The sequence below is a fragment of the Nocardia sp. NPDC004068 genome, from assembly GCF_042874315.1.
Classification (GTDB): domain Bacteria; phylum Actinomycetota; class Actinomycetes; order Mycobacteriales; family Mycobacteriaceae; genus Nocardia.
In genome coordinates, this window is the sequence record NZ_JBIAMW010000007.1 from 436,564 (window position 1) to 463,499 (window position 26,936).

8 protein-coding genes and 1 pseudogene are annotated in these 26,936 nt (G+C 71.2%); 2 read left to right on the forward strand and 7 right to left on the reverse strand.

The window, feature by feature from the left end:
• The 4 genes and pseudogenes from ACFYTQ_RS20660 to ACFYTQ_RS20675 form a co-directional block, all read right to left on the reverse strand.
• Positions 1 to 12,225 (reverse strand): annotated as a pseudogene (locus ACFYTQ_RS20660) (amino acid adenylation domain-containing protein); the annotation flags it as partial.
• Between the two features lie 145 nt (positions 12,226 to 12,370).
• Entirely contained in the window at positions 12,371 to 19,747 is a 7,377-nt protein-coding gene (locus ACFYTQ_RS20665) for an amino acid adenylation domain-containing protein (RefSeq protein WP_387363039.1), read from the reverse strand.
• A 228-nt stretch (positions 19,748 to 19,975) separates the two neighbouring features.
• Positions 19,976 to 20,950, reverse strand: coding sequence for a DNA-binding response regulator (locus tag ACFYTQ_RS20670; RefSeq protein ID WP_387363042.1), 975 nt, complete (start codon positions 20,948 to 20,950; stop codon positions 19,976 to 19,978).
• Between the two features lie 56 nt (positions 20,951 to 21,006).
• The gene (locus ACFYTQ_RS20675; RefSeq protein WP_387363045.1) at positions 21,007 to 21,873 is read right to left on the reverse strand and encodes a M23 family metallopeptidase; all 867 of its coding nucleotides are present in this window, start codon (positions 21,871 to 21,873) and stop codon (positions 21,007 to 21,009) included.
• 149 nt (positions 21,874 to 22,022) lie between these two features.
• On the opposite strand from ACFYTQ_RS20675, the gene ACFYTQ_RS20680 reads away from it, so the two are divergent.
• Positions 22,023 to 23,066 (forward strand): nitronate monooxygenase, encoded by a 1,044-nt coding sequence (locus tag ACFYTQ_RS20680; RefSeq protein WP_387363048.1) that lies wholly within the window; start codon positions 22,023 to 22,025, stop codon positions 23,064 to 23,066.
• A 58-nt stretch (positions 23,067 to 23,124) separates the two neighbouring features.
• Positions 23,125 to 23,517 carry an SCO5389 family protein gene (locus tag ACFYTQ_RS20685; protein ID WP_387363051.1) on the forward strand — a complete coding sequence of 131 codons (393 nt, stop codon included), beginning with the start codon at positions 23,125 to 23,127 and terminating at the stop codon, positions 23,515 to 23,517.
• Between the two features lie 67 nt (positions 23,518 to 23,584).
• Here ACFYTQ_RS20685 and ACFYTQ_RS20690 read toward each other — a convergent pair whose 3' ends face one another.
• From ACFYTQ_RS20690 to ACFYTQ_RS20700, 3 genes are all read right to left on the reverse strand, one after another.
• A complete protein-coding gene (locus ACFYTQ_RS20690) occupies positions 23,585 to 24,427 on the reverse strand; it encodes an SAM-dependent methyltransferase (RefSeq protein WP_387363054.1) in 843 nt (280 codons plus the stop codon).
• Between the two features lie 143 nt (positions 24,428 to 24,570).
• Positions 24,571 to 26,187, reverse strand: coding sequence for an acyl-CoA synthetase (locus ACFYTQ_RS20695; RefSeq protein ID WP_387363057.1), 1,617 nt, complete (start codon positions 26,185 to 26,187; stop codon positions 24,571 to 24,573).
• Between the two features lie 69 nt (positions 26,188 to 26,256).
• Positions 26,257 to 26,727, reverse strand: coding sequence for a YiiD C-terminal domain-containing protein (locus tag ACFYTQ_RS20700; protein ID WP_387363060.1), 471 nt, complete (start codon positions 26,725 to 26,727; stop codon positions 26,257 to 26,259).
• Between the last annotated feature and the right edge of the window lie 209 nt (positions 26,728 to 26,936).

A 26,936-nucleotide genomic window follows, 5' to 3' on the forward strand; every position in this document is an offset into this window, starting at 1 on the left:
TCACGCATCCGGCTGATCGCCGCCCAGCAGCCGGGCCAGGACCGGGCCGATCTCGGCCAGTCCGGCGGGGCCCGCCAGCTCCTGATGAGTGGTGGGCACCGGGCGGTCGACGATCCGGCCGTCCACGTAGGGCGCCCAATCGGACGAGGTCAGGCCGCGGGCGGCGTTGTAGGGGTCGTTCGCGGCCCGGAAGAACTCGACCGTCCCGCGGAACACGCCGGGCCGATGGTCGGCCGCGAGTTCCACCCCGCGCACCGCGGCGCGATAGATCCGCAGCACGTCCTCGGTTGTCAGCGTGATCACGTCGGCGGGAACCGAGGCATGAAGGGCCGCGAGGGCCTCCTCGCTCAGCTCGTGCGGATCGCCCTCGGGCAGCGCGTCCTCGCTGATGCCGAGTTCGGCGAACGCGTTGCGCAGGGTGGCGCGGAAGTCGGTGACGTCCAACTCGGGGTAGCCGTCCAGGATCGCCAGCAGCGCCACCTCCGCGCCCGCCGCCTGGAGTTCGGCGGCGACGGCGTGTGCGAGCACACCGCCCAGCGACCAGCCCAGCAGCCGGTAGGGCCCGTCCGGCTGCACCGCGCGGATCTCGGCGGCATAGCGAACGACCATCTCCCGCAACGACTCCGGCAGGTAGTCCTCGCTCAGCGCGGGCGACTGCACGCCCCACAGCGCGGCCCCCGGCACGTGCGCGGCCAGCCCGGAGTAGGCCCAGGCCAGCCCGCCCATCGGATGGATACAGAACACCGGCACCCCGGTGCCGCCGCTCAGCGGGAGGACGACGTCGAAGGCGGTCGAGCTCGCGGGGTCGTGCGCGTCGATGCGGCGGGACAGCCCCTCGACGGTGGCGTCGCCGAACAGCCACGGCACCTCGATGTGGGTGGACCCGGTCGCCTCGCGCAGCCGCGCGACGGCCCGCGCGGCCAGCAGCGAATTGCCGCCGAGGGCGAAGAAGTCGTCGTCCACGCCCACCCGGTCGGCCCCGAGCAGATCGGCGAAGACGGCGGCGACGGCTCGTTCGGTCAGGGTGCGCGGTGCGCGGAAGTCGTTGCCGCGCACCACTTTCGGTTCGGGCAGGGCGCGGCGGTCGAGTTTGCCGTTCGGGGTGAGCGGCAGCGCGTCCAGCACCATGATCACATCGGGAACCATGTAGCCGGTGAGGAATTCGGCGACCTCGGCGCGCAGTTCGGCCGGATCGCGGTCGGCCGCGACGACATAGCCGACGAGGCGTTCGCCCGTCCGCTCGTCGCGCCGGACGACGGCGGCGGCCTGTCCGACCCCCGCGCAGCGCAGCAGCGCCGCCTCGACCTCGCCCAATTCGATACGGAAACCCCGCAATTGGACCTGCTGGTCGCCGCGGCCCGCGTACTCGAGCCGCGCCGCGTCGCCGGTCTCGCGCCAACGGCCGATGTCGCCGGAGCGGTAGAGCCGCGCGCCCGGCGGGCCGAAGGGGTCGGCCACGAAGCGGGTGGCGGTCAGGCCCGGACGATTCAGGTAACCGCGCGAGAGCTGTTCGCCCGCGACGTACATCTCCCCGGGCACCCCGGCCGGAACCGGATGCAGCCGCTCGTCGAGCACGTGCACGGCCAGGCCGGGCAGCGGCCGCCCGATCACGCTGGCCGGATCCGAGGTCAGCGCGTCGTCGATCACCTGGAACGACACGTGCACGGTGGTCTCGGTGATGCCGTACATGTTCACCAGGCGCGCCCCGGGATGCGCCGCGCGCCACGGCGCGACCCGCCGCGGATCGAGGGCCTCGCCGCCGAACACGATGTGCCGCAACGCGAAATCGCCGGGCGTGGCGGCGGCCCGATCGGCGGCGACGAGCTGATAGAACGCCGAGGGCGTCTGGTCGAGCACCGTCACCCGTTCGCGAATCAGCAACTCGCGGAACGCTTCCGGCGATCGTGAGGTCGGGTGGTCGACCACGACCACGCTGCCGCCGGTGGCCAGCGCCGCCCACAGTTCCCACACCGAGAAGTCGAAGGCGAACGAGTGGAACATCGTCCACACGTCGGTGTCGTCGAATTCGAACAGCGGTTGCGCATTGACCAACAGCTGCAACACATTCCGGTGCGAGACCGCGACGCCCTTCGGCACGCCGGTGGAGCCGGAGGTGTAGATGACGTAGGCCAGATCGTCCGGGCGCAGCGGGCCGCGGCGGTCGGCGTCGGTCACCGGGCCGTCGTCGAAGCCCGCGGCGCGGTGCGTCAGCAGGGTGGGGATGCCGTGCGGGGGCAGGGCGTCGTGCAGTTCGTCGGTGGTGAGGACGTAGGCCGGGGCGGCGTCGGCGAGCAGGAACTCCAGTCGCCGCCGGGGGTAGCCGGTGTCGATGGGCAGGTAGCCGGCGCCCGCCTTGAGCACCGCCAGCAGCGCGATCGGCAGTTCCTCGGTGCGCGGAACGGCCACGGCCACCAGGGTTTCCGGGCCCACGCCGCCCGCGATGAGGGCGCGGGCCAGCCGGTTGGCGCGGCGGTCGAGTTCGGCGAAGGTGAGCGTCCGCTCCCCCGCCCGCACGGCCGTCGCGTCGGGCCGCCGCCGGACTTGGGCGTCGATGAGCGCGACCAGTGACGGTTCGGTCGCGGTGCGCGGCGGCGCGAGCGGCGCGTTCCAATCGCGCAGGGCGCGTTCGCGTTCGGCGTCGGTGCGCAGTTCGATATCGCCGAGCGCGGTGTCGGCGGCCACCAGACCGGTCAGGACCCGGCGGAAGCGGTCGGCGAAGCCGCGCACGGTCGCCTCGTCGAACAGGTCGGTCGCGTAGGTGAGGGCGGCGACGAGCCCCCGCGGTCGGCCGTCCGGATCGGTGTTCTCGGCGACGGTGAGCTGGAGGTCGAATTTGGCCGGGGTGGGCAGCGCGTCCAGGCCCGACACGGTCAGCCCGGGTAGTCGCAGTTCGTCGGTGGTCAGGTTCTGGAAGGCCAGCGCCACCTGGAACAGCGGGTGCCGGGCGGTGGAGCGGACCGGTTCGAGCAGTTCCACCAGGCGTTCGAACGGCACGTCGGCGTGTGCGAACGCGCCGATGTCGGTGCGGCGCACCGCCTTCAACAGCTCGTCGACGGTTCCGGCCGGGTCGATCTCGGTGCGCAGCACGAGCGTGTTGACGAACATGCCGACCAGATCGTCGAGCGCGGCCTCGCCCCGTCCGGCGATCGGGGTGCCGATGGCGATGTCGCGGGTGCCCGACAGCCGGGCCAGCAGCACCGCGAGCGCGGCGTGCACGACCATGAACAGGGTGGCGTTGTGGGCGCGGGCGAACGCCTTGGACGCGGCGTGCAGGTCGGCGTCGATGTCGAAGGTGACCGTCGCGCCCCGGTAGCTGGCGACGGCGGGCCGCGGCCGGTCGGTCGGCAGGTCCACCTGTTCGGGCAGGGCGGCCAGCCGTTCGCGCCAGTACGAGACCTGTTGCGCCAGCGCCGATTCCGGGTCGTCCTCGGAGCCGAGGGCGCGTTGCTGCCACAGCGCGTAGTCGGCGTACTGGACCGGCAGCGGCGCCCAGGCGGGCGGTTCCCCGGCGGCGCGGCCGGTGTAGGCGAGGACGAGGTCGCGGGTGAGCGGGCCCAGCGACCAGCCGTCGGTGGCGATGTGGTGGGCCACGAACACCAGGATGTGCTCGGTCTCCGACAGTCGCAGCAGCGCGGTGCGGACGGGCACCCGGGCGGTGACGTCGAAGCCCGCGGACACGATCTCGGTGACGACGCGCTCGAGTTCGGCGGGCGTGATCTCGCGCGGCTCGGTGTCGAGGTCGATCGCGCGCGGCGGGTGCACGAGTTGCACCGGACCGGTGCCGGTGAGCGGGTAGGTGGTGCGCAGGATCTCGTGCCGGGCGACCACGTCGTTCACGGCCCACCGCAGCGCGGTCACGTCGAGGTCGCCGGAGAGCCGGATGGCGACGGGGATGTTGTACACGGCCGCGGCGGTGTCGAATTGGTTGAGGAACCACATGCGCTGCTGCGCGAACGACAACGGCACCCGGTCGGGGCGTTCGACGGCGACGAGCGGGGGCCGCGCGGCGTCGGCGGAGCGTTCCACGGCCGCGGCGAGGGCCGCGACCACCGGGGTCTCGAACAGCGCGCGCACGGAGACCCGGGTCTCGAGCGCCGCGCCGACGCGGGCGGCGACCTGCGTCGCCAGCAGCGAATTGCCGCCGAGGGCGAAGAAATCGTCGTCCGCCCCGACCCGCTCCACCCCGAGCACCTCGGCGAACACCGACGCCACGACCTCCTCGATCGGCGTCGACGGCGCACGGAACACCGTGCTCTCGAACTCCGGCTCCGGCAACGCCTTACGATCCAACTTGCCGTTCACATTCAACGGCAACGCATCCAGCACCACGAACGCCGACGGCACCATGTACGACGGCAACGCCGCCGACAACGCCGACTTCACCTGCGCCACATCGAGATTCGTGCCGGACGGCACCAGATAGGCGACCAGCCGATCACCGGTCCGCTCATCGGATCTGGCCAGCACGGCCACCTGAGCGATCTCGGGCAACGCCAGCAGCGCCGCCTCGATCTCACCGAGCTCGATCCGGAAGCCGCGAACCTTGACCTGGAAGTCGGTGCGGCCCCGGTATTCCAGTTCCCCGTCACGCCAGGCGACGAGGTCGCCGGTGCGGTACATGCGAGCGCCCGGGATTCCGAACGGGTCGGCCACGAACCGTTCTGCGGTCAGATCGGGTCGCGCGAAGTACCCGCGCGCCAGCTGCGCGCCCGCGAGGTACAGCTCCCCGGAGACGCCCTCGGGCACCGGGTGCAGCCGCGAATCCAGCACGTACACCTGGCTGTTCCACTCCGGCACGCCGATGGGGACCGTGGTGGTGTCGGCGTCGGTGACGCGGTGGCGGGTGATGGAGACGGCCGCCTCGGTCGGGCCGTACAGGTTGAACAGTTCGGTGCGCGGTCGCGCGGCCCGGAAGCGCTGGGCGAGCGCGCCGGGCAGGCCCTCGCCGATGGCGAGCACCCGGCGCAGGGCGGGGATGCCACCGTCGGTCAGCAGGGCGTCGAGCATGGACGGGACCGCGTGCAGGGTGGTCACCCGGGTCCGGGTCATGAGTTCGTTGAGGTAGGCGGGGTCGCGGTGGCCGTCGGCCGAGGCGATCACCAGGCGGCCACCGCAGACCGCCGCGGACCAGAACTCCCACACCGACAAATCGAATGTCGCGGCCGTCTTCAACAACACCGCGTCATCCGCACCGAGCCCGAATTCCGCTGTCTTCCACAGCAATTGGTTGACCACGGCCGCGTGCGACACGGCCACACCCTTGGGACGACCGGTGGAACCGGAGGTGAAGATGACGTACGCCGTGTTCTCCGGCCGCAGCGGCGCGCGGCGCTCGGCGTCGGCGATCGGTGTGTCGGCCAGTTCGCCCACGGTCAGATCCTCGAGCCACACCACCGGGGCGGCCGTGGTGGCGAACGCGGCGGCGGTATCGGACAGCACGCACACCGGCGCGGCCGTGTCGAGGATGTAGGCGGTGCGCTCGGCGGGCTGGTCCGGATCGACCGGCACGTACGCGCCCCCGGCGGTCGCCACGGCGTACATGGCGACGACCAGATCGGCGGAACGCCGCAGGGCCAGGGCCACCCGCGATTCCGGGCCGACGCCCAGCGAGATCAGGTGGCGGGCAAGGCGATTCACCCGGCGGGACACCTCGCCGTAGGTGAGCGATTCGCCGGTGGCGTCGTCGACGAGGGCGACGGCGTCGGGCGTCGCGGCCACGGTGGCGGCGAGCAGTCCGGCGAGGGTGCGGTCGTGGGCGGCGCGCAGGGTGGCCGAGTCCAGCGGGTAGCCGGTGGCATTGGGCCGGGTCAGGATTCGGTGCTGTTCGGTGCGGTCGAGCAGCGGCAGGTCGCCGACGGGCGTGCTCGCGTCGGCGGCGACGCAGGTCAGGACGCGGGCGAGGCGGTGCGCGATCGAGGCCGCGGTGCGCTCGTCGAACAGGTCGGTGGCGTAGGTCAGGAACCCGCCGATACCGTCGGCGCTCCCGTCCTCCCCGTAGGCGTCCGCCACGATCAGATGCAGATCGAACTGCGACACATCCAGATCCGCGTCCACGCCCCGCACCGCCAGACCCGGCAGATCCAACTGCGTGCGGGCGACATTCTGGAACGACAAACCCACCTGGAACAACGGATGATGCGCCGTCGACCGACGCGGATTCAACACCTCCACCAACCGCTCGAACGGCACATCCGCGTGCGCGAACGCCTGCAGATCCACCTCGCGCTGCCGAACGAGGAGTTCCGCGAACGACTCCGAACGATCCAACTGGGACCGGAAGACGACGGTATTGACGAACATGCCGATCAGATCGTCGAGTTCGGCCTCACCGCGCCCCGCCACCGGGGTTCCGACCGCGATGTCGTCGGAACCCGACAACCGCGCCAGCAACACCGCCAACGCCGAATGCACCACCATGAACACCGTCGCCCCGTGCTCGCGCGCCAGGCTCACCAGTCGCGCGTGCGTGCGGGCGTCCACGGCGAACGGCACCCGTCCGCCCGCGAGGGTGGCCACGGCGGGCCGGGGGCGGTCGGTGGGCAGTTCCAGCAGCTCCGGCAGCCCGGCGAGTTCCCGTCGCCAATACGAGATCTGCTGGGCGGCAATGGAATCCGAATCCGACTCGTCGCCGAGGACGGCGCGCTGCCACAGCGCGTAGTCGGCGTACTGCACCGCCAACGGCGGCCACGCCGGGGCCTCCCCCGACGTGCGCGCCGCGTACGCGGTCATGACATCGCGCACCAACGGACCCATGGACGAGGCGTCGCCCGCGATGTGATGGACGACCACGGCCAACACGTATTCCGGTGTGGGCGAATCGGTTACGCGCAGCAGCCGTACGCGCAGCGGCACCTGGGTCGTCACGTCGAACGGCGTGGCGGCCAGCGTGTGCACCAGTTCGGGCACCTCGGCCGCGGCGACGGCCTCGACGGTCACGCCCAAGCGGGTGTCGGGCGGCAGGATCACCTGCACCGCGCCGTCGGGCGTCTCGGGATACACGGTGCGCAGCACCTCGTGCCGGGCCACCACGTCATCCAAAGCGGCACTGAGGGATTCGGCGTCCAGGCTACCGGTCAGGCGCAACGCGAACGGCAGATTGTAGGCCGCCGACCCCGCGCCGTCGTCGAAGCGGTTGAGGAACCACATGCGCTGCTGCGCCAACGACAGCGGCAGCCGCTCCGGCCGCTCGACGCCGCCGAGTTCGACGGTGCGACGCCCGTGCGACCGCGATTCCACGGCCGCCGCCAGCCCCGCGACCGTGGCGGTCTCGAACAGCGCGCGCACCGGGATGCGGGTGTCGAGCAGGGTGCCCAGCCGCGCCACCACCCGGGTGGCGATGAGCGAGTTGCCGCCGAGGGCGAAGAAGTCGTCGTCCGCGCCGACCCGCGGCAGCTCCAGCACCTCGGCGAAGACCTCCGCGACCAGTTCCTCCACCGGTGTCGCGGGAGCGCGGAATTCGCGGGCGGCGAAGACCGGTTCGGGCAGCGCCCTGCGGTCGAGCTTGCCGCTGGCATTGAGCGGGAATTCCGGCAGCGGCACGATCGTCGCCGGAACCATGTAGGCGGGCAGCGTCTTCGCGACGGCGTCGCGCAGCTCCTCCGCGACGATACGGTCGCCCGGCACCGGCACGGCGTAGGCCACCAGCTGCTCACCCAGCGTCGAGGGCACCACCAGCGCCACGGCCTGACTCACCGACGACTGCGCCAGCAAGGCGGTCTCGATCTCACCGAGCTCGATCCGCTGACCCCGGAACTTCACCTGGAAGTCCGTGCGTCCCACGTAATCCAGCCGCGCGGGGGCGTCGGCGTCGGCGTCCCGCCAGATCACGAGGTCGCCGGTGCGGTACATGCGCGACCCGTTCCCGAAGGGGTTGGCCACGAACCGATCCGCGGTCAGATCGGGCCGCCGCACATAGCCGCGGGCCAGCTGGTCCCCGGCCAGATACAGCTCACCGGGGACGCCCGCCGGAACCGGACGCAGCCACGAGTCCAGCACGTACACGCGAGTGTTCCACTGCGGCAGGCCGATCGACACGCTCGCGCGGTCGCTGTCGCGGGCCTCCCAGTAGGTGACCGACACGGCCGCCTCGGTCGGGCCGTACAGATTGTGCACGCGTGCGGTGGTGACGTGCCGCAGCGCCGCGACGGTCTCGGGCGGCAGCGCCTCACCGATGACGAAGATGTCGCGCAGGGTCGGGCACGCGCCGGCGCTCAGGTGCGCGGCGAAGACGGTGAGCATCGACGGCACGAAATCGGTGACCGTGACATGCTGCGCCGCAATCGTTTCCGCCACATACACCGGATCCCGATGCCCGTCGTGCGTCGCCACCACCAACTTCGCCCCGGCCCGCAACGGCATGAAATACCCCCACAGCGACACATCGAACGTCGTCGCCGTCTTCTGGAGATACACATCGCCGGGCGTGAGCGGGTACTGCGCGAGCATCCACTCGATCTGGTTGTGGATGGCGCGGTGCGAGACGGCCACACCCTTGGGGCGGCCCGTCGAACCGGAGGTGAAGATGACGTAGGCGGGATGTCCCGGCCGCAGGGTCGCGCGCCGGTCGGCGGCGGTGATCGGGGCGGCGGAGTGGCCGGACAGGTCGAGTCGATCGATCTCGAGGACCTCGGCGCCGGGCAGCGCCACGGCGTCCCGCCCGGTGGTGAGCACGCACAGCGGCCGGGCGGTGTCGAGAATGTGGGCGATGCGCTCGGCCGGATGATCCGGATCCAACGGCACATACGCGCCGCCCGCCGCCACGATCGCGTACATGCCGACGACCAGATCCAGCGATCGCCGAATCGCCAACCCCACCAGGGTTTCCGGGCCGACCCCGGCCGAGATCAGCAGGCGCGCCAGCCGATTCACGCGGGCGTCGAACTCGGCGTAGGTCAGCTCGTCGCCCTCGTAGGCGACCGCCACCGCGTCGGGGAACCGCGACACCGCGCGGCGATAGCCGTCCAGCAGCAGTTCCTGAGGGACGGCCTGGCGGGTGTCGTTCCAGCCGTGCAGGATTCGCCGCAGCTCCTCGTCGGAGAGCAGTTCGATCCCGCCGATCGGCAGCCGCGGCTCGGTGGTCACCGTCCGCAGCACCCGCGCGAACCGGTCCGCGAATCCGGCCACGGTGGCCTCGTCGAACAGGTCCGCCGCATAGGTGAACAGCGCCGAGAAACCGGCCGGCGCGCCGTCGTCCGCGCGCGGCACGATGGTCAGTTGCAGATCGAATTTCGCTACCGCGCCGTCGAATTCGAGCGCCTCCACCGACAGACCGGGCAGCTCCAAACGCGGCTTGTCCATGTTCTGGAAGAACAACGCCACCTGGAACAACGGATGATGCGCCTGCGACCGCACCGGATCGAGCACCTCGACCAACCGCTCGAACGGCAACTCCGCATGCGAGAACGCCGCCAGATCGGTGTCCTTCACCGCCGCCAGCAACTCGTCGAACGACAGCGCCGCGTCGATGCGGGTGCGCAGGACCAGGGTGTTGACGAACATGCCGACGAGATCGTCGAGTTCGCGCTCGCCGCGCCCCGCGACCGGCGTGCCGATCGCGATGTCGTCGGTCGCCGACAGCCGCGCCAGCAGGACCGCGAACGCCGCGTGCACGGCCATGAACAGTGACGCGCCCGCGCGCTGGGCCGAATCCAGCAGCCCCGCATGGGTTTCCGCGTCGATCTCGAAGGCGAACTCGCCGCCGCGGCCGGAGGCGGTGGCCGGGCGGGGCCGGTCGGCGGGCAGGTCCAGTCGATCCGGCAGGCCCGCGAGTGCGTCCCGCCAGTACGAGATCTGTTTCGCCGCAAGGGATTCCGGATCGGACTCCGATCCCAGCACCGCGCGCTGCCACAGCGTGTAGTCGGCGTACTGCACCGGCAGCGGCTCCCAGGCCGGAACCTCGCCGGTGTGGCGGGCGAGGTAGGCCGTCATGAGGTCGCGCACCAGCGGCGCGATCGACGTGCCGTCCGCGGCGATGTGGTGGACGGTGACGGCGAGCACGTAATCGGATGCGCCCGAATCCAATTCGAGCAGCGCGATGCGCAGCGGCACCTCGACGGTCACATCGAACCCGGTCAGCGCGAAGTCGGTCAGCCAATCCTCGAGTTCGATCGCCGCGACGGGTTTGGCGGCGAGGTCGGGGAGGGCGCGTTCGGGCGGGAGCACCAGCTGATAGCCGGTGCCGTCCTCCGCCGGGTAGACGGTGCGCAGGGTCTCGTGGCGTTCCACCACATCGGCGACCGCGGCCTCGAGCGCGTCCACGTCGAGTCCGCCGGTGAGCCGGATGGCGAACGGGATGTTGTTGGCGGCCGAGGCGGTGTCGAAGCGGTTGAGGAACCACATCCGCTGCTGCGCGGGCGAGAGCGGAATCCGGTCCGGCCGCTGCACGGGCGCCAGCGGCAACCGGTCACCCGCCCCCGCGAGCGCGGCGATCCGGGCCGCCAACTCCGCGACCGTCGGGGCCTCGAACACCTGCCGGGCGGGCACCCGGGTGCCGATCTCGGCCCCCACCCGCGCCGCGACCTGGGTGGCGATCAGCGAATTGCCGCCCAGTTCGAAGAAGTCGTCGTCCGCGCCGATCTCGGTGTCGCGATGCAGCAGCTCCGCGAACGCGGTGGCGACCAGGACCTCGTACCGGCCCTCCGGCGCGCGGAAACGCTTGGCCTGCAATACCGGTGCGGGCAGGGCGGCGCGATCGAGTTTGCCCACCGGAGTCAGCGGGATCTCGTCGAGCACCATGATCGCGGTCGGCACCATGTGCGCGGGCAGGCTGCGCGCGGCGAAGGCCAGCAGCTCGTCCACGTCGACGGCGGCACCGGCCGCGTGCACGTACGACACCAGCACCGTCGCCCCACCGGGCAGGGCATGGCCGACGGTGACGGCGAAGTCGACCGTCTCGTGCGCGGCCAGCACCGCGTCGATCTCGCCCAGCTCGATCCGGAATCCACGGATCTTCACCTGGAAGTCGTTGCGGCCCAGATATTCCAGTTCACCGTTCGCGGTCCAGCGGACGAGGTCGCCGGTGCGGTAGAGGCGGCTAGCCGCCCCACCATCCCCGAAGGGGTTGGCCACGAACCGGGCAGCCGTCAATTCAGGACGATCGTGATAGCCCCGCGCCAATTGCGCACCGGCGATGTACAACTCGCCCACCGCGCCCGGGGGCACGGGCGAGAGCCGTTCGTCCAGAACGTATTCGGTGATCGCGCGGATGGGGCCGCCGATCGTCACCAGCTCCCCGGGAACCAGCGGGGCGCTGATATTGGTCATGATGGTGGTCTCGGTCGGACCGTAACCGTTGTAGAACTCCCGGTTCCGGCCGCCCGCGACGGGAATCACCCAGCGTCGCACCAGATCCGGCGGACACGCTTCGCCCCCGGCCACCACCACGCGCAGCTCGTCCAGCCCCACGGGATCCACCGAGGCCAGCGCCGCCGGGGTGATGAACGCGTGGGTCACCCGCTCGCGCCGCAGCAGCGCGGCCAACTCGTCGCCGCCGTACACCGTCGGGGCGACCACGACCATGGTCGCCGCGCCGCCGATGGCCAGCAGCAGTTCCAGCACCGACGCGTCGAACGACGGCGACGCGAAATGCAGTGCGCGCGAGGCGCTGTCGACGCGGTAACGCTCGCGCTGCTCGTCGCAGAAGCTCGACAACCCGGCCTGGGTGACCACCACGCCCTTGGGCTTGCCGGTCGACCCGGAGGTGTAGATGACATAGGCCGGATGTTCGGCGCGCAGCGGTCGCACCCGGTCGGCGTTCGTCACCGGCTCGGTCGAACAGCGTTCCAGCCGAGCGCGAATGCCGCCGTCGACGGTCAGCCATTCCACGCCACCGGGCAGCCGGTCCCGCACCGCCGACACCGTGAGGCCCAGCGCCGCACCGGAATCGGTGACCATGTGCGCCACCCGCTCGGCGGGATAGTTCGGATCCACCGGCACGAAACCCGCGCCCGTCTTGGCGACGGCCCACACCGCCACCACCGACTCGATCGACCGCGGAATGCCGACCGCCACCAGATCCTCCGGCCCGATGCCCCGCTCGATCAACGCGCGGGCCAGCCGCGTGGAACGTTCGTCGAGTTCGGCATAGGTCAGCTCGGCCAGCGTGGCGGTCGCGTCCGCGAGGACGACCGCGACGCCGTCCGGATTCGCCTCGACGGCCGTCAGCAGCAGGCGCGGCAGCGTGGTCACGCGGGGACGACGGGTCCGCGCGGGTCGCTGCCGGACCGGGCGCGTCACGCTACGAATCCGAACATCAGTCTGAAACCTTCTATGTGCAAACAACGAATCTTCGCAATCTTGCCTTGCTCGCGCCGATACCGCATCCTTGCTGGTTACGCACGCCCAAGATTCCGAGGTCACGAACGATCGGTAGCTAACGGCTATCTTTCGGCAGCAGTTCGTCCAGGGCGACGACGACCTCGGCGGCCCCGAATTCCGGCATCGGTATCGGACCACGCTCGATCACCACGGCCCGCAGATCCTCGAGCGGTTCCGGATCCAGTCCGGTGAGCCCGTCCGCGTCGGTGAACAGGTGCGTGACCCACTCGTCGGCCAGCGCGGCACTGCTCGCGTCGGCGGGCAGCACCAGCGACGCGCCGGTGGCCCCGGCCGCGACGATCTCCACCAGACCGGCGACGGCGTCGGCCCGGCCCTGCCGGAACGTGCGCGACTCGAAGGTGAGGTCGGTGCGCGACCGCACCCGGTCCACCGTCGCGGCCAGCCCGTCGTAACTCAGCACGATCGCCCCGACGCCGCTCCGGTCCGGTGCGGCCGGGTCCGGGACGGGCCCGACGGCCACGAAGGCCGGATCGGCCCCCCGCAGGGCACGGGTGCGGTTGGCGTAGGTCACCGGGCGGGCGGACTCCCCCGCGATCTCGGCGACCACGTTCGGATCGTCCAGCACCAGCCAGTCGATACCGCCCGGCTCCCCGGCGACCACGGCCGAATCGGCCAGGCCCACCTTGGTTTCCAGCGCGGTCGGCAGCGCGCCGCCCAGCGACGGCACCACCGCCGCACCGGCCTTGAGCACCGCCCAGGTGGCCACGGCCGCCTCCACGCCCCGCTCGATCCGCAGCGCGACGCCGACGCCCGGCCCGCAGCCGCGCCCGATCAGCACCCGCGCCAGCCGCGAGGACCGCGCGTCGAGATCGGAGTAGCTGACCGCGTCCTCGCCGAAGACCAGCGCGGGCCCGTCCGGATCGTCCTCGACGGCCGCGGCCAGCGCCTGGGGCAGCGTGGTGCCGATGGTGGTGGCGGATTCGACCGGTTCGGTCCGCTCCGGCTCGGGCCGCTCCGCGCCCTCCTCGAACAGGTCGATCGCGCCGATCAGGATCTGCGGATCCGCGGCGACCGCGGCCAGGATGCGTTCGAAGCGGCGGCCCAGCGCCCGCACGGTCGACTCGTCGAACAGATCGGTCGCGTAGGTCAGCACGGTGATCAGATCGCCCGGCCCGCCGTCGGGCCCGTTGCGCGGCTCGACGGTCACCTGGAGATCGAATTTGGCGGCCACCGCGTCCGAGTCCAAGGCGGTGACGCTCAGGCCGGGCAGTTCGAGGGTCGGGGCCTCGGTGTTCTGGAACGACAGCACCACCTGGAACAGGCTCTGCGCCCCGGACCGGCCCGGGGCCACCACCTCGGCCACCCGCTCGAACGGGATGTCGGCGTTGGCGAAGGCGGTCAGATCGGTCTCGCGGGCCTTCTCCACCAGCGCGTCGAAGGTGTCGGCGGTGCTCACGCCGGTCCGCAGGGCCAGCGTGTTGACGAACATGCCGACCAGATCGTCGAGCGCCCGCTCGCCGCGGCCCGCGATCGGCGTGCCGATCGCGATGTCGGCGTTGCCGGACTGCCGGGCCAGCAGCACGGCCAGCGCCGCGTGCACGACCATGAACAGCGACGAATTGTGTTCGCGCGCAAGGCGCAACAGGCCCTCGTGCACCTCGGCGGGCACCAGGAAGCCGACCGAACCGCCGCGCATCGACGGCACCGCCGGACGCGGCCGGTCCGCGGGCAGCAGCGGGGTCGTGGACAGGCCCGCGAGCTGGTCGCGCCAGTACGCCAATTGCCGTGCGGCGACGGAGTTCTCGTCGTCGTCGGAGCCGATCACGGTGCGCTGCCAGATCGCGAAGTCCGCGTACTGCACCTCGAGCGGGGCCCAGCCGGGCTCGTTGCCCTGACTGCGGGCCAGGTACGCGGTCACCAGGTCGCGGGCCAGCGGCGCCATCGACGCGCCGTCGCCCGCGATGTGGTGCACGACGAGCGCCAGCAGATATTCGTCGCCGCCGCGCAACAGCAGCGCGCGCACCGGAACCTGTTGCGTCACATCAAATCCGGTGGACATCAGCTCGGTGACGCGGCCGATCGGATCGTCCGTCGTCTCCACCGTCAGGCCCTCGGGCAGCGCGTCGGCGGCCGGGAGGATCTCCTGATACGGCAGCCCGCCCGGCCCGCTGGCCGGGTAGCGGGTGCGCAGCACCTCGTGCCGCTCCACCACATCGGCGATCGCCTGCCGCAGCGCGGGCACGTCCAGCGCGCCGGAGAGCCGGATCGCCAACGGGATGTTGTAGGACGGCGAATCGGGGTCGAGCTGGTTGATGACCCACATCCGCTGCTGCGCCAGCGACAACGGCACCCGGTCGGTGCGCGGGGCCGGGAGCAGTTTCGGCCGCGCGGCGCCGCCCGCCGCGCCGGGCACCACGCGCGCCGCGAGCGCGCCCACCGAGGACGCCTCGAACAGCTCGCGCACCACGAGATTCGCGTCCAGCGCCTCGTTGATCCGCGCCACCGCGCGGGTGGCCAGCAGCGAGTTGCCGCCGAGGGCGAAGAAGTCGTCGTCCAGGCCCACCTCGGGCGCGCCGAGCAGATCGCCGAACACATCGGCCACGGCCTGCTCGATCGGCGTGCCCGGGGCGCGGTAGGCGGCGGCCGAGCCGAGGAACTCCGGCGCGGGCAGCGCCCGGCGGTCGAGTTTGCCGTTCGGCGTGAGCGGCAGCGCGTCCAGCACCACGACGGCGTCGGGAACCATGTAGCCGGTGAGGAATTCGCTCACCCGCGCGCGCAGCGCGGCCGAATCGAGGTCCGCGCCGCCCTCGGGGACGACGTACCCGATCAGCCGATCACCGGCGTGCTCGTCGGCGCGGACCAGCACCACCGCCTGGCTGACGCCGGGGCAGCGCAGCAGCGCGGCCTCGATCTCGCCGAGTTCGATGCGGAATCCGCGCAACTGCACCTGCTGATCGCTGCGCCCGGCGTATTCGAGCGCGGCCTCGCCGTTGAATCCGGCCCAGCGGCCGATGTCGCCGGTGCGGTACATGCGCGCACCGGGCCCGCCGTACGGGTTGGCCACGAAGCGGGTGGCGGTGAGCCCGGGGCGGCCCAGGTAGCCGCGCGAAAGCTGGTGTCCCGCAACGTACATCTCGCCCGCCACACCGACCGGTGCCGGATGCAGCCGGTCGTCGAGCACGTAGGTCTCGAGGCCGGGCAGCGCGCGGCCGATGACGCTGGCCGGGCTGTCGGTGAGCCGCTCGTCGAGTTCGAGGAACGACACGTGCACGGTCGTCTCGGTGATGCCGTACATGTTGATCAGCTGCGGCGCGTTCGCGCGATGCCGCTCGTACCAGCGCGCCAGCTGGCGCAGATCCAGCGCCTCGCCGCCGAACACGACATAGCGCAGCGCGAACTTGTCCGCGTCCGAACCGGCGGCCCGATCGGCCTCGGCGAGCTGGTAGAACGCCGAGGGCGTCTGGTTGAGCACGGTCACCCGTTCGCGAATCAGCAACTCGCGGAACAACTCCGGCGACCGCGAGGTCGGGTAGTCCACCACCACGACCGCGCCGCCGTTCGCCAGCGCGCACCACAGCTCCCAGACCGAGAAGTCGAAGGCGAACGAGTGGAACAGCGTCCACACGTCGGTCTCGTCGAATTCGAACAGCAGCTGGGTGTTGGCGAACAGCTCCAGCACGTTGCGATGCGAGACGCCCACGCCTTTGGGCACCCCGGTGGAACCGGAGGTGTAGATGACGTAGGCGAGGTTGTGCGGCCGCAGCGGCGCGATCCGCTCCTCGTCGGTCACCGGCTCGTCGGCGAGGGTGTCGGTGTCCTCGAGCAGCACCACCGGAACGTCGGTGGGCGGCAGCGACTCCAGCGCCTCGGCGGTGGTGAGGACGCAGGTGGGCGCGGCGTCGCCGAGCACGAACTCGAGTCGCTGCCGCGGATAGGTGGTGTCGATCGGCAGGTAGCCCGCGCCCGCGACGAGCGCGCCCAGCAGCGCGATCGGCAGCTCCTCGGTGCGCGGAACCGCCACGGCCACCAGGGTTTCCGGCCCCGCGCCGCGCGCGATCAACGCGCGCGCCACCCGGTTGGCCCGGCGCTGGAGTTCGCCGAAGGAGATCGTGGTGTCGCCGAACCGGATCGCCGCCGCGTCCGGCCGCCGCCGGGCCTGGGCCGCGATCAGATCGGGCAGCGTGACCGCGGGCACCTCGACGCCGGGCGCGTTCCATTCGCGCAGGACGAGTTCCCGCTCGCCCGGGGCGAGCACGTCGATGTCGCCGACGACGACGGCGGGTTCGGCGGCGACCGCGTCCAGCACGCGCCGGAAGCGGTCGGCGAAGTCCTGCACGGTCGCCTCGTCGAACAGGTCGGTGGCGTAGGTGAACGCCGCCGACATGCCGCGCGGCACCCCGTGTTCGTCGATGCGCTCGACCATGGCCAGTTGCAGATCGAACTTGGCCAGCGGGACGGCCATGTCCACCCCGGACACGGCCAGGCCGGGCAGTTCCAGCCGGGTCTGCGCCAGGTTCTGGAAGGTGAGCATCATCTGGAACAACGGGTGGCGACTCGCCGAGCGGACCGGGTCGAGCAGCTCCACCAGCCGCTCGAACGGCACGTCGGCGTGCCCGAACGCCTCCACGTCGGTGCCGCGGATCGCGCGCAGCAGCTCCTCGAACCGCGCCGCCGGATCGACGTCGGCGCGCAGCACGAGCGTGTTGACGAACATGCCGATCACATCGTCCAGCGCGGCGTCACCGCGACCGGCGACCGGCGTGCCGACGGCGATGTCGCGGGTGTTCGACAGCCGGGCCAGCAGCACCGCGAGCGCGGCGTGCACGACCATGAACAGCGTCGAATTGCTCTGGTGCGCAAGGCGGTTCAGCGCCGCGTGCACCCCTGCGTCGATCTCGAAACCCAGCGTCGCGCCGTGATTGGTCGGCACCGCCGGACGCGGGCGGTCGGCGGGCAGATCCAATTGTTCGGGCAGCGCGGCCAATTCGCGCCGCCAGAACGAGATCTGCTGCGACAGCAGCGATTCCGGATCGTCCTCGGTGCCCAGCGTCTCGCGCTGCCACAGCGCGTAGTCGGCGTACTGCACCTCGAGGGGAGCCCATTCCGGCCGGCCGCCGCGCACGCGGTCCAGATAGGCCGTCATGAGGTCGCGGGTGAGCGGGGCCATGGAGAAGCCGTCGCCCGCGATGTGGTGGATCACGCACACCAGGACGTGTTCGGTGGCGGAGAGCCGGATCACCCGCAGCCGCAGCGGCGGCGCGACGGTGACGTCGAATCCGGTGACGACGGTCTCGGCGACCAGGTCGAACACCTCGGCCTCGGTCGCGTCGACGACCGGAACGTCCGGCAGCGCACGGGGATCCGAGGCGGCGAGCACCAACTGGTAACCCTCGCCGTCGAGGTCGGGGTAGATCGTGCGCAGCACCTCGTGCCGCTCCACCAGATCCCGCACGGCCGCGCGCAGCGCGTCCAGATCCAGGGCGCCGCTCAGCCGCACCGCGACCGGGATGTTGTTGACCGCGGCCGCCGGGTCGAACCGGTTGAGGAACCACATGCGCTGCTGCGCGTACGACAGCGGCACCCGCTCGGGCCGGGCCATGGGCCGCAGCCGCTGTCCGGCCGCCGAGCCCGCGTGCTGCTCGACCCGCTGGGCCAGCGCCGCCACCGTGGACGCCTCGAACAGCAGCTGCACCGGCACCCGCAGATCCAGCGCCGCGCCGATGCGCGCGGCGGCCTGCGCGGCCAGCAGCGAGTTGCCGCCCAGTTCGAAGAAGTCGTCGTCGGCGCCGACCCGGCCCGGTTCGTCCGCGGTGCCGGGCACCAGCAGCGCCGCGAACACGTCGGCGACGATCTCCTCCACCGGGGTCGCGGGGGCGCGGAATTCCCGTGCGGCGAAGGTGGGTTCGGGCAATCGGGCGCGATCCAGCTTGCCGACCGGGGTCAGCGGGATCTCGTCGAGCACCATGATCGCGGCCGGAATCATGTACGCGGGCAACGACTCCGACAGGAAGTCCACGAGCGCGCCGGTGTCCACGGTGGTTTCGGCGCGGGGCAGTACATAGGAGACCAGCGCGGTCGCGCCCGAGGGCAGCGGGCGGCCGAGCGTGGCGGCGAAGTCGATGTCGGGGTGGGCGGTGAGCGCGTTGTCGATCTCACCGAGTTCGATGCGGAAACCGCGGATCTTCACCTGGAAGTCCGACCGGCCCAGATATTCGAGGGTGCCGTCGGACTCGTTGCGGCGCACCAGATCTCCGGTGCGGTACAGCCGCGCGCCCGCGGCCCCGGCCTCCGCGCCGAACGGACTCGCCACGAAGCGTTCCGCGGTCAGCCCGGGACGGCCCAGATAGCCCTGAGCCAGCGCCGGGCCGGACAGATACAGTTCGCCGATCACTCCGGCGGGCACCGGGCGCAGCCGCGAATCCAGCACGTACGCACCGACTCCCGCGATCGGCGACCCGATCGTGATCGGCTCGCCCGGCCGCAGCGGGGCGCTGGAGGTGGCCAGGATGGTGGCCTCGGTCGGCCCGTAACCGTTGTAGAACAGCCGATCCGCGCCCGCCCAGCGGCTCACCAGTTCCGGGCCGAACTTGTCGCCCGCGACGACGACCGCCTCCAGGTCGTCCAGCCCGGCCGGATCGACCGACTCCAGCGCGCCCGGGGTGATGAGCATGTGCGAAATCTGTTCGCGCCGAAGCAGATCGCTCAGTTCGAAGCCGCCGAACACCTCCGGCGGCGACACCACCAGGGTCGCGCCCGAGGAGAACGCCAGCAGCAGTTCCAGCACCGAGACGTCGAAGTTGGGCGAGCAGACGTGCAGCACCCGGGATTCCTCGCCGACCCCGTAGTGCTCGCGTTCGGCCGCGACCAGCGAGCCCAGCCCGGAGTGGGTGACGACCACGCCCTTCGGGCGGCCGGTCGAACCGGAGGTGTAGATGACATAGGCCGGATGCTGCTCGGTCAGCGGGCGCACCCGGTCGGTGTAGGAGATCGGATGTGACGGCCGGTCCGCGATCCGCGCGGCCACCACCGGATCGTCGAGCTCGAGCCAGTACACGCCGGTGCCGAGCGCGGTGCGGTGCGCGGAGGTCGTGAGGCCCAGTGCCGCACCGGAATCCGCGACGATGTGGGCGATCCGCTCCGGCGGATACGTCGGATCCACCGGCACGTAGGCGGCGCCCGTCTTGGCGATCGACCAGACCGCGAGCACCGATTCGATGGACCGGGTCATCCCGATGGCGACGACGTCCCCCGCGCCGAGACCGCGCTCGATCAGCTCGCGCGCCAGCCGGGAGGACGCCTCGTCGAGTTCGCGATAGGTCAGTTCGCGCGCCGGCGCGGCGTCGGTTCCGGGGAACCGGATCGCCACGGCGTCGGCCGCGGATTCCACCGCCGCGGTGAGCAGCTGGCCGAACAGCGGGGCACCCGACCGGCGGCGACGACCTCCACGAGCGGAACGGCGGGCAGTGTCCATGGGAGTGCTTTCACCTCTCGCGTTCATCAGGTCCGCACGGCCGACCGACGTCGACGTCCCCACCCGCGGTCCGAGCAATCATATAGGGGTGCGTGGTACGGCGGCTCGCGCCCGAGCTACGCACTACTCATCGGTAGAAGGGGGACCGAACGTTGCGGCGGCGGCCCGATTCGATGGATTCGTCACATTCGGAGACGATACGCGGGCCTCGGGCTTTCTCCCTCGGCCCTACAGCCACCCCCGCCTCATGGCCTGCACCCCCGCCTGGAAACGGGTACTGGCCCCGAGCCGTTCGAGCAGGCTGGCGGTGCGGCGCACGACCGTGCGGCGGGACATGCCGAGGCGGCGGGCGATGGTGTCGTCGGTGGCGCCCAGGCCCATCAGGGTGAGGATCGCGCGGTCGCGCTCGTCGAGCGGTTCGCTCGGGTTCACCGAGATGGGCGCGGCCAGCGACCAGAGCACGTCGAAGGTGCGGACGAGCAGGTCCAGCGTCGGCGACGGGCCGATGCGCAGGCCCATCGGATCGCCGCGGCGCTCGTCGTGGTGCAGCATAAGGCTCGCCCGCTCGCCGTCGGCGATGAGGACCTTCACCGGCGGATCGGGCAGCGTGCGGGCCTGCGCGCCCGCGGCGGTCACCGCCAGCGCGTGCCGCAACCGGTCGGCGTCCTGATAGATGGTGTCCTGATAGAGCAGCTGATACCGCACACCCGCCTCGATGCGCGCGGTCTTCAGCTCGAACAGCCGCTCGGCGCGCTCGTCGTCGCAGACGTAGGGGCCGCGTTCCACCAGGCGCACGGTCTTGCACGCGTTGCGCTGCAGGTCCTCGAATTCGGCGATCATCTCCCGGGTTTCGTACATCGGGACCACCGTGCCGTCACCGCGCGCCGAGCGCCGCACCGACCGGAACGTCTCGCCCAGGCGCGCGGCGGCCGCGTGCATGCGCGCGGTCTGCGCCTGCCGACGACGAGACTCGGCCTCCGACAACGCTTCCGGGGCGTGCGCGTCCCAGACCCCGCCGTCGTCCTCGATGCGGACCACCGCCTGGAGCTCGACCAGTTCCGCCAGCGCGGCCGCGACCGCCTCGGGCGGCTCGCCCAGGTGCTCGGCCAACTCGGTCAGGCCGATTCTCGGATGCTGAACCAGGGCCGCGTAGGCGCGCCCGAGCAGCGACTCGGCTTCGAACAGCTCGTGCAAGCCCGTCAAACCACAAACCCCCACTACCGCTCACCACGCGTGGGGCGCGGCTGCCGGTCTCGTTCCTAGTCCCGCCCCGGACCCCACTGCTGCTGCGACAGCGTGACGCCCTTGCTCGCCATATAGGGGGCGGGATCGATCCGGTTGTCGTTGGCATCCCAGATCTCCATGTGCAGATGCGGCCCGGTGGAGTCGCCGCGGTTGCCGACGGTGGCGATCACGTCACCGGCGTTCACCCGCTGCCCGACATGGGCGAGGATGTCGTTGACGTGCCCGTACACCCCGGTGGTGCCGTCGTCGTGCTTGACCCGCACCCACAGCCCGAAGCCCGACGCCGGGCCCGCCTCGATCACCGTGCCGGACTCCACCGAGTGGATGGGCTCGCCGATCGGATCGGCGAAGTCGACGCCGTAGTGGAACGCGCCCCAACGCCCGCCGTACCCGGAGCTCACCACGCCGGACACCGGGCGGACCGCCTGCGCGGGGGCCGCCTGCTGCTGCAGGCTCTTGATGACCTGCTCGGCCTGCGACAGCGGACCGGCGACCTCGGGCGGCAGGTTCTGCAAGCCGAAGGGCGCGGGAGCCGGGGCGGGCGCGGCGACCGGCGCGGGGGCGGCGACCTGCTCGGTCTCGGCGACCAGCTGCGGGCCCGGCTGAGCCTGCTTGGCCTCCTTCACCGGCTCGGAGGCGACGTCGAGGGCGATCGTGTCGGTGTCGTTGGCGTTGTGCCCACCGGCCAGCAGCGGCGACGCCTGCGCCAGCTGTGAGGCGGTGCCGATCAGCGCGCCCGCGGCGACCGCGGCGCTGGCCGCGAGCTTGACGCGATCCGCGGTGCGGGATTCGGACCGATGCCGGGTCGGCCGACCGGCAGCCCCGTCTTCCAGCAAATCCCAGACAGATACCGAAGTGGCGGTCTCACGATGGTGCGGCAAGGCTCGTCCTAGTGTCGATCACTGGTCCTGCCGCCTCGAAACCCGGGTTCGGTAACGATTCGGCATCTGTTGTGACGGAAACTGTACTCCGTCGTGACCTTTCCGCAACCTTCTGAGCGAAAATCACAGCTCGAGATCAAACTGGAGGGGTGATCCTCGACGAACTGCGGACTCCGATCGTGCTGGCGCCCATGGCGGGCGGCCCGTCGACGCCCGAACTCGCGGCGGCGGTCTCCGACGCCGGGGGCCTCGGCTTCCTCGCCACCGGATACCTCGGCGCGGACGACAGCTTCGACCGCGTCGCGCGCGTACGCGAACTCACCGACCGCCCGTTCGGGGTGAATCTGTTCGCCCCCGGAACACCCACCCCGCCGGAGCAATTCGCCCCGTACCTCGATCGCCTCGGCGGCCGCTACGACCTCGGCGAGCCGAGATTCGACGACGACGACTGGGCGGCGAAGCTGGCCCGGCTGGCGACCGATCCGGTGCCGGTCGTGTCGTTCACCTTCGGCTGCCCCGACGCGGCCGAGATCGCGCGGTTGCGCACGGCCGGGTCGGAGGTGTGGGTGACGGTGACCTCGGTGCCCGAGGCCCGCGCGGCGGTCGAGGCGGGGGCCGACGTGCTCATCGCCCAGGGCGCCGAGGCGGGCGGGCATCGCGCGACCTTCGTGGACCGGGCCGAGGACGACGCCACCGATCCGCTGTCGGTGCTCGCACTGCTGCAACTGCTCACCGCGGCGGTCGACGTGCCGATCGTGGCGACCGGCGGCATCGTCACCGGCGCGGGCATCGCCGGGGTGCTGGCCGCGGGCGCGGCGGCCGCGCAGCTGGGCACCGCGTTCCTGCGCTGCCCCGAGGCGGGCACCGCGAGCGTGCACCGCGACGCCCTGCCGATCGCGACCCCCACGATGCTCACTCGCGCGTTCAGCGGCCGCCGGGCGCGCGGACTGCGCAACCAGTTCATGCTCGACCACCCCGACGCCCCGGTCGCCTACCCCGAAATCCATTACGCCACCGGGCCGTTGCGCAAGATCGCCCGCGCCGAGGGCAATGCCGACGCGGTGAACCTCTGGGCAGGTCAGACCCATGTCCTGGCCACCGACGCACCCGCCGCGGAGGTGGTGCGCACCCTGACCGCCGACACGAAATCCGCGCTGAAGCAGGCACTCTCGTCGCGAATCCAGGATTGTTGACAACGTTTTTCGTTTAGAATCATGGGGCACCATCCGCCCATCCCATGAGGAGAGCGTCATGTCACTGGACGTCCCAACCGCACTACTCGAACGGGCCGAACGCGGTGAGGTCAGCGACGCGGAGTTCGTCGAATGCGTGCGCGACTCGCTGCCCTACGCGTACGAGGTGGTCAGCCGGGTTGCCGACGAACTGCGTTCCGGCACAGCCGCATTCGCGGACAATCTGGTCGCACCGCCCGACGAGACGGCCCGCGGCCAGCTGCTGCGCGCCATGGCCTCCGACGCGATCCGCGGCGGCCTGGAACGGCATTTCGGGGTGAAGCTCGCCTTCCAGAACTGCCACCGGGTGGCCGCCTTCCGGCTGTCGGAGGTGGGCGGCGAGACCTACGGCCGCTTCATCTCCACCCGCGCGCAGCTGCTGAACCAGAGCCCCGAGCTGCGTAACTGCTGAAACGGGTGAAACCGGCGCGCGCGGAAGGGGATCGCTCGCGCCGGTTTTCCCTGCGCCGCAGGCTTTTTCAGGGCTTGCGGCCGATACCCGCCCAGTACCAGGCGGATTCGGGGTCCGTGGCCGTCGTCGCGGCCGCGTCGTCGGCGAGGTCGGGTCGCCAGGTGACCACCGGGACCACGCCGGGATCGAGGATTTCCGTTCCGGCGAACAGGTTTTCGGTCTCGGCGCGGCTGCGCGGATAGAACGTGATCCCGGCCTGCTCCGACGCCAGCACCACGTTCTTCATCGCCCGCGCGTCGAAATCCGCTGTGGGATGGGTGATCACGAGGCAGCTGCCGGACGGCAGCGCGTCCAGCAGGCGCGCCAGGATGCCGTGCGGATCGTCCTCGTCGCGGAAGTACATCAGCACCGCGACCAGCATCAGGGCCACCGGCCGATCCAGGTCCAGCGTCTCGGTGAGCACCGGTTCGGCCAGGATCGCCGCCGGATCGTGCAGGTCGGCGTGGACGAACGCGGTCGCGCCCTCGTCCGTGCTCGCCATCAGCGCCCGCGCGTGCGCCAGCACGATCGGATCGTTGTCCACGTACACCACGCGCGCGGCGGGATCGATCCGCTGCGCGATCTCGTGGGTGTTGCCCGCGGTCGGGATGCCCGTCCCGATGTCGAGGAACTGGGTGACGCCCAACTCCGCGATCGCGAATCGCACCGCGCGCGCGAGGAACGCGCGATTGGCGCGGGCCATCTCGCGAATGGCGGGAACGTGGGCGGCGATGGCGTCGCCGAGGGCGCGATCGGCCGGATAGTTGTCCCGGCCGCCGAGCCAGTAATCGTAGACCCGGGCCTCGTGGGCCACGCTGGTATCGATCGTGGTCGGTAATCGGGATGCGGTCCGCGCCTTGCTGTCCGACATGGTGAACTCTTTCCTGTCACGTACGGCTCAGGATAGGTCGGCGAACCCTCGGCACGCGGGCTTTCCGTGGAGAAAACGGCGGGATATGCCAAACGGAAATGGCGACTATCCAGTCTGCCGCAAACATTCGGCAAAGGCAGTTCTCACAGCTCGCGCAGCACGCGTTTGAGCACCTTGCCGGTCGGGTTGCGCGGCAGTTCGTCGAGGAACACCACCCGGCGCGGAATCTTGTAGCGCGCCAGATGCGAACGCACGTGCGCCTTGATCGCGTCGTCGTCCAGTTCCGGATCCGCGCGCACCACGAACGCCTCCAGCCGCGCGCCGAATCGTTCGTCGGGCACGCCGAGCACCGCGGCCTCGCGCACGCCCGGATGCGCGTTGAGCAGTTCCTCGATCTCGCCCGGGAAGACGTTCTCGCCGCCGGAGACGATCATGTCGTCGTCGCGGCCGTCGATGAAAAGCCTTCCGGCCGAATCGAAATGGCCGACGTCGCCGGAGGCCGTCAGGCGCCCGACGCGTTCCTTGTCGCCCCCGCCGGTGTAGCCCTCGAACTGCACGGCGTTCGCGACGAACACCCGCCCGGTCGTCCCGCGCGGGACCTCGCGGCCGTGGTCGTCGAGGATCCGCACCACCGCGCCGAGCACCGGCCGTCCGACGCAGCCGGGTTCGGCGGCCAGATCGCGCGGGGTGGCGACGGTGGCGTAGGCGATCTCGGTGGAGCCGTACATGTTGTAGATCACCGGCCCCAGCGATTCGGTCACGCGGCGGCACAGCTCCGCGCCCAGTTGCGCCCCGGCCACGAAAACGATTCGCAGCGAGGACAAGTCGCGCCCGCGCAGCTCCTCCGGTTCCAGTTCGGCGATGCGGGCGAGCATGACCGGCACGGCCACCAGCGCGGTCGCGCGGTGCCGGGCGATGCTGTCGAGCACCCCGCGCGGCTCGAAGCGCCGCCGGATCACCAACGTGCAGCCCAGCCCGAGCGACAGCAGCGCCATCGAGAAGCCGAGCGTATGGAACAGCGGCGCAGGGCATTCGGTGACCTCGCGGGTGCGGAACGGCACCCGGCTCAGCAGCGCGCCCACCGGTTCCAGCGAGCGCGGTTCCGGCCGGGACGCGCCCTTGGGCGTTCCGGTCGTCCCGCTGGTCAGCAGGATCACCTTGGCCGCGGTCCCCGGGGCGGGCGGCGACGCGGGCGAACCCGCCGCGATGAGCGCCTCCAGGCTCGAGGTGTGCGCGGTGTCGGTCCAGGCGCGGTAGGCCCCGCGCCGGGGGCTCAGATCGCCGAGGATGGGCTCGTACTCCTCGTCGTAGACGAGCAGATCCACCGCCTCCCGCCGGGCCACGTCGTGCAGCTGCGGCCCCGCGAAATCGGTGTTGAGCAGGATGATCCGGGCGCCGCACTTGGCCGCGGCGAAGACCGCGTCGAGCAGGCCGCGATGGTTGCGGGCCAGAATCGCAACGCCCTCACCGGTTTTCAGCCCGCGCTTGCGCCACTCGTTGGCCAGGCGGTTGGAGCGCTCGTCGAGATCGCGGAAGCTCAGCGTGCCCAGTTCGTCGACGAGCGCGGGACGGTCGCCGTAGCGCGCGGCCGAAAACCGAAGGGCCGCGGGCAGAGTCCCGTAGCGCAGCAGCGCGGCGCCCGCCGACAGCAGGGTTCGGGGCGATTCGACGCCCACCAGACCGCTGCCCACGGCCAGGCGCAGCGATTCCAGTTCGACCCAGGCGCGGACACCCAGATCCCGGAGCAGGGACGTGGTCATGGGCGAACTCCGTTGCTCTCCATCAGGTTACGCCTCGCCCGCGGCCGGGTGGCCGCGGGCGAGGCGGGGTCAGCTGCCGTGCGTGCGCAGCTGATACAGGCCGGTGGTCTCGGCGACCACGACCCCGTCGGCGTCGATCACGCTGGCGTGCAACGTGAAATCGGCCTTGCCCTTCGCGTCCGCCTCGGCGGTGATCCGGGCGATCTCCTCCGCCGACAGCGAAGCCTCCGCGCGCACATCGGTTTTCGCGGGTTTGCGGAAGGCGATCCGCAGATCCTTCACCAGCGGGTAGTACTTCGCCACGTCGAAGGTCGCGAGCGGGATCGCACCACCGAGCACCTCGGCGACGGTGAACAGCACACCGGCGTACATGACACCGAAGTGGTTGCCGTTGCCCTCGATCGGCACGGTCGTCCGCGCGTAGCCGGACCGCACCTCGAGCGCCCGCACACCCATCTTGTGCGCGATCGGAATGGTGAACTCCAGCGCGCTGTTCACCATGTCCGCGTACGCCGGCGCGTCGCTGTTCGTCTCGGCCATGCTCGGTATCCCTTTCCTGGACCACGTGTCGGCTCAGGGTACGACATGCTGTTGGCATGGCGTCAATACCGGCCCCGCGCGGTCTCCGGCCCTCGGGCTGCGGGACGAGCTAGGTGTACTGACCACAAACGTTGGTAGCGGCGTGGCGAGCTGACATGGTGAAGACCTCCGAGTGTGATGCGAGCTGTCTAGGAACGCATCCACCGTCG

Bases quoted from the DNA above. Each gene is read 5' to 3' on its own strand.
- ACFYTQ_RS20665 (WP_387363039.1), bottom strand. From the start codon at position 19,747: ATGGACACTGCCCGCCGTTCCGCTCGTGGAGGTCGTCGCCGCCGGTCG.
- ACFYTQ_RS20685 (WP_387363051.1), top strand. From the start codon at position 23,125: ATGTCACTGGACGTCCCAACCGCACTACTCGAACGGGCCGAACGCGGT.
- ACFYTQ_RS20690 (WP_387363054.1), bottom strand. From the start codon at position 24,427: ATGTCGGACAGCAAGGCGCGGACCGCATCCCGATTACCGACCACGATC.
- ACFYTQ_RS20695 (WP_387363057.1), bottom strand. From the start codon at position 26,187: ATGACCACGTCCCTGCTCCGGGATCTGGGTGTCCGCGCCTGGGTCGAA.
- ACFYTQ_RS20700 (WP_387363060.1), bottom strand. From the start codon at position 26,727: ATGGCCGAGACGAACAGCGACGCGCCGGCGTACGCGGACATGGTGAAC.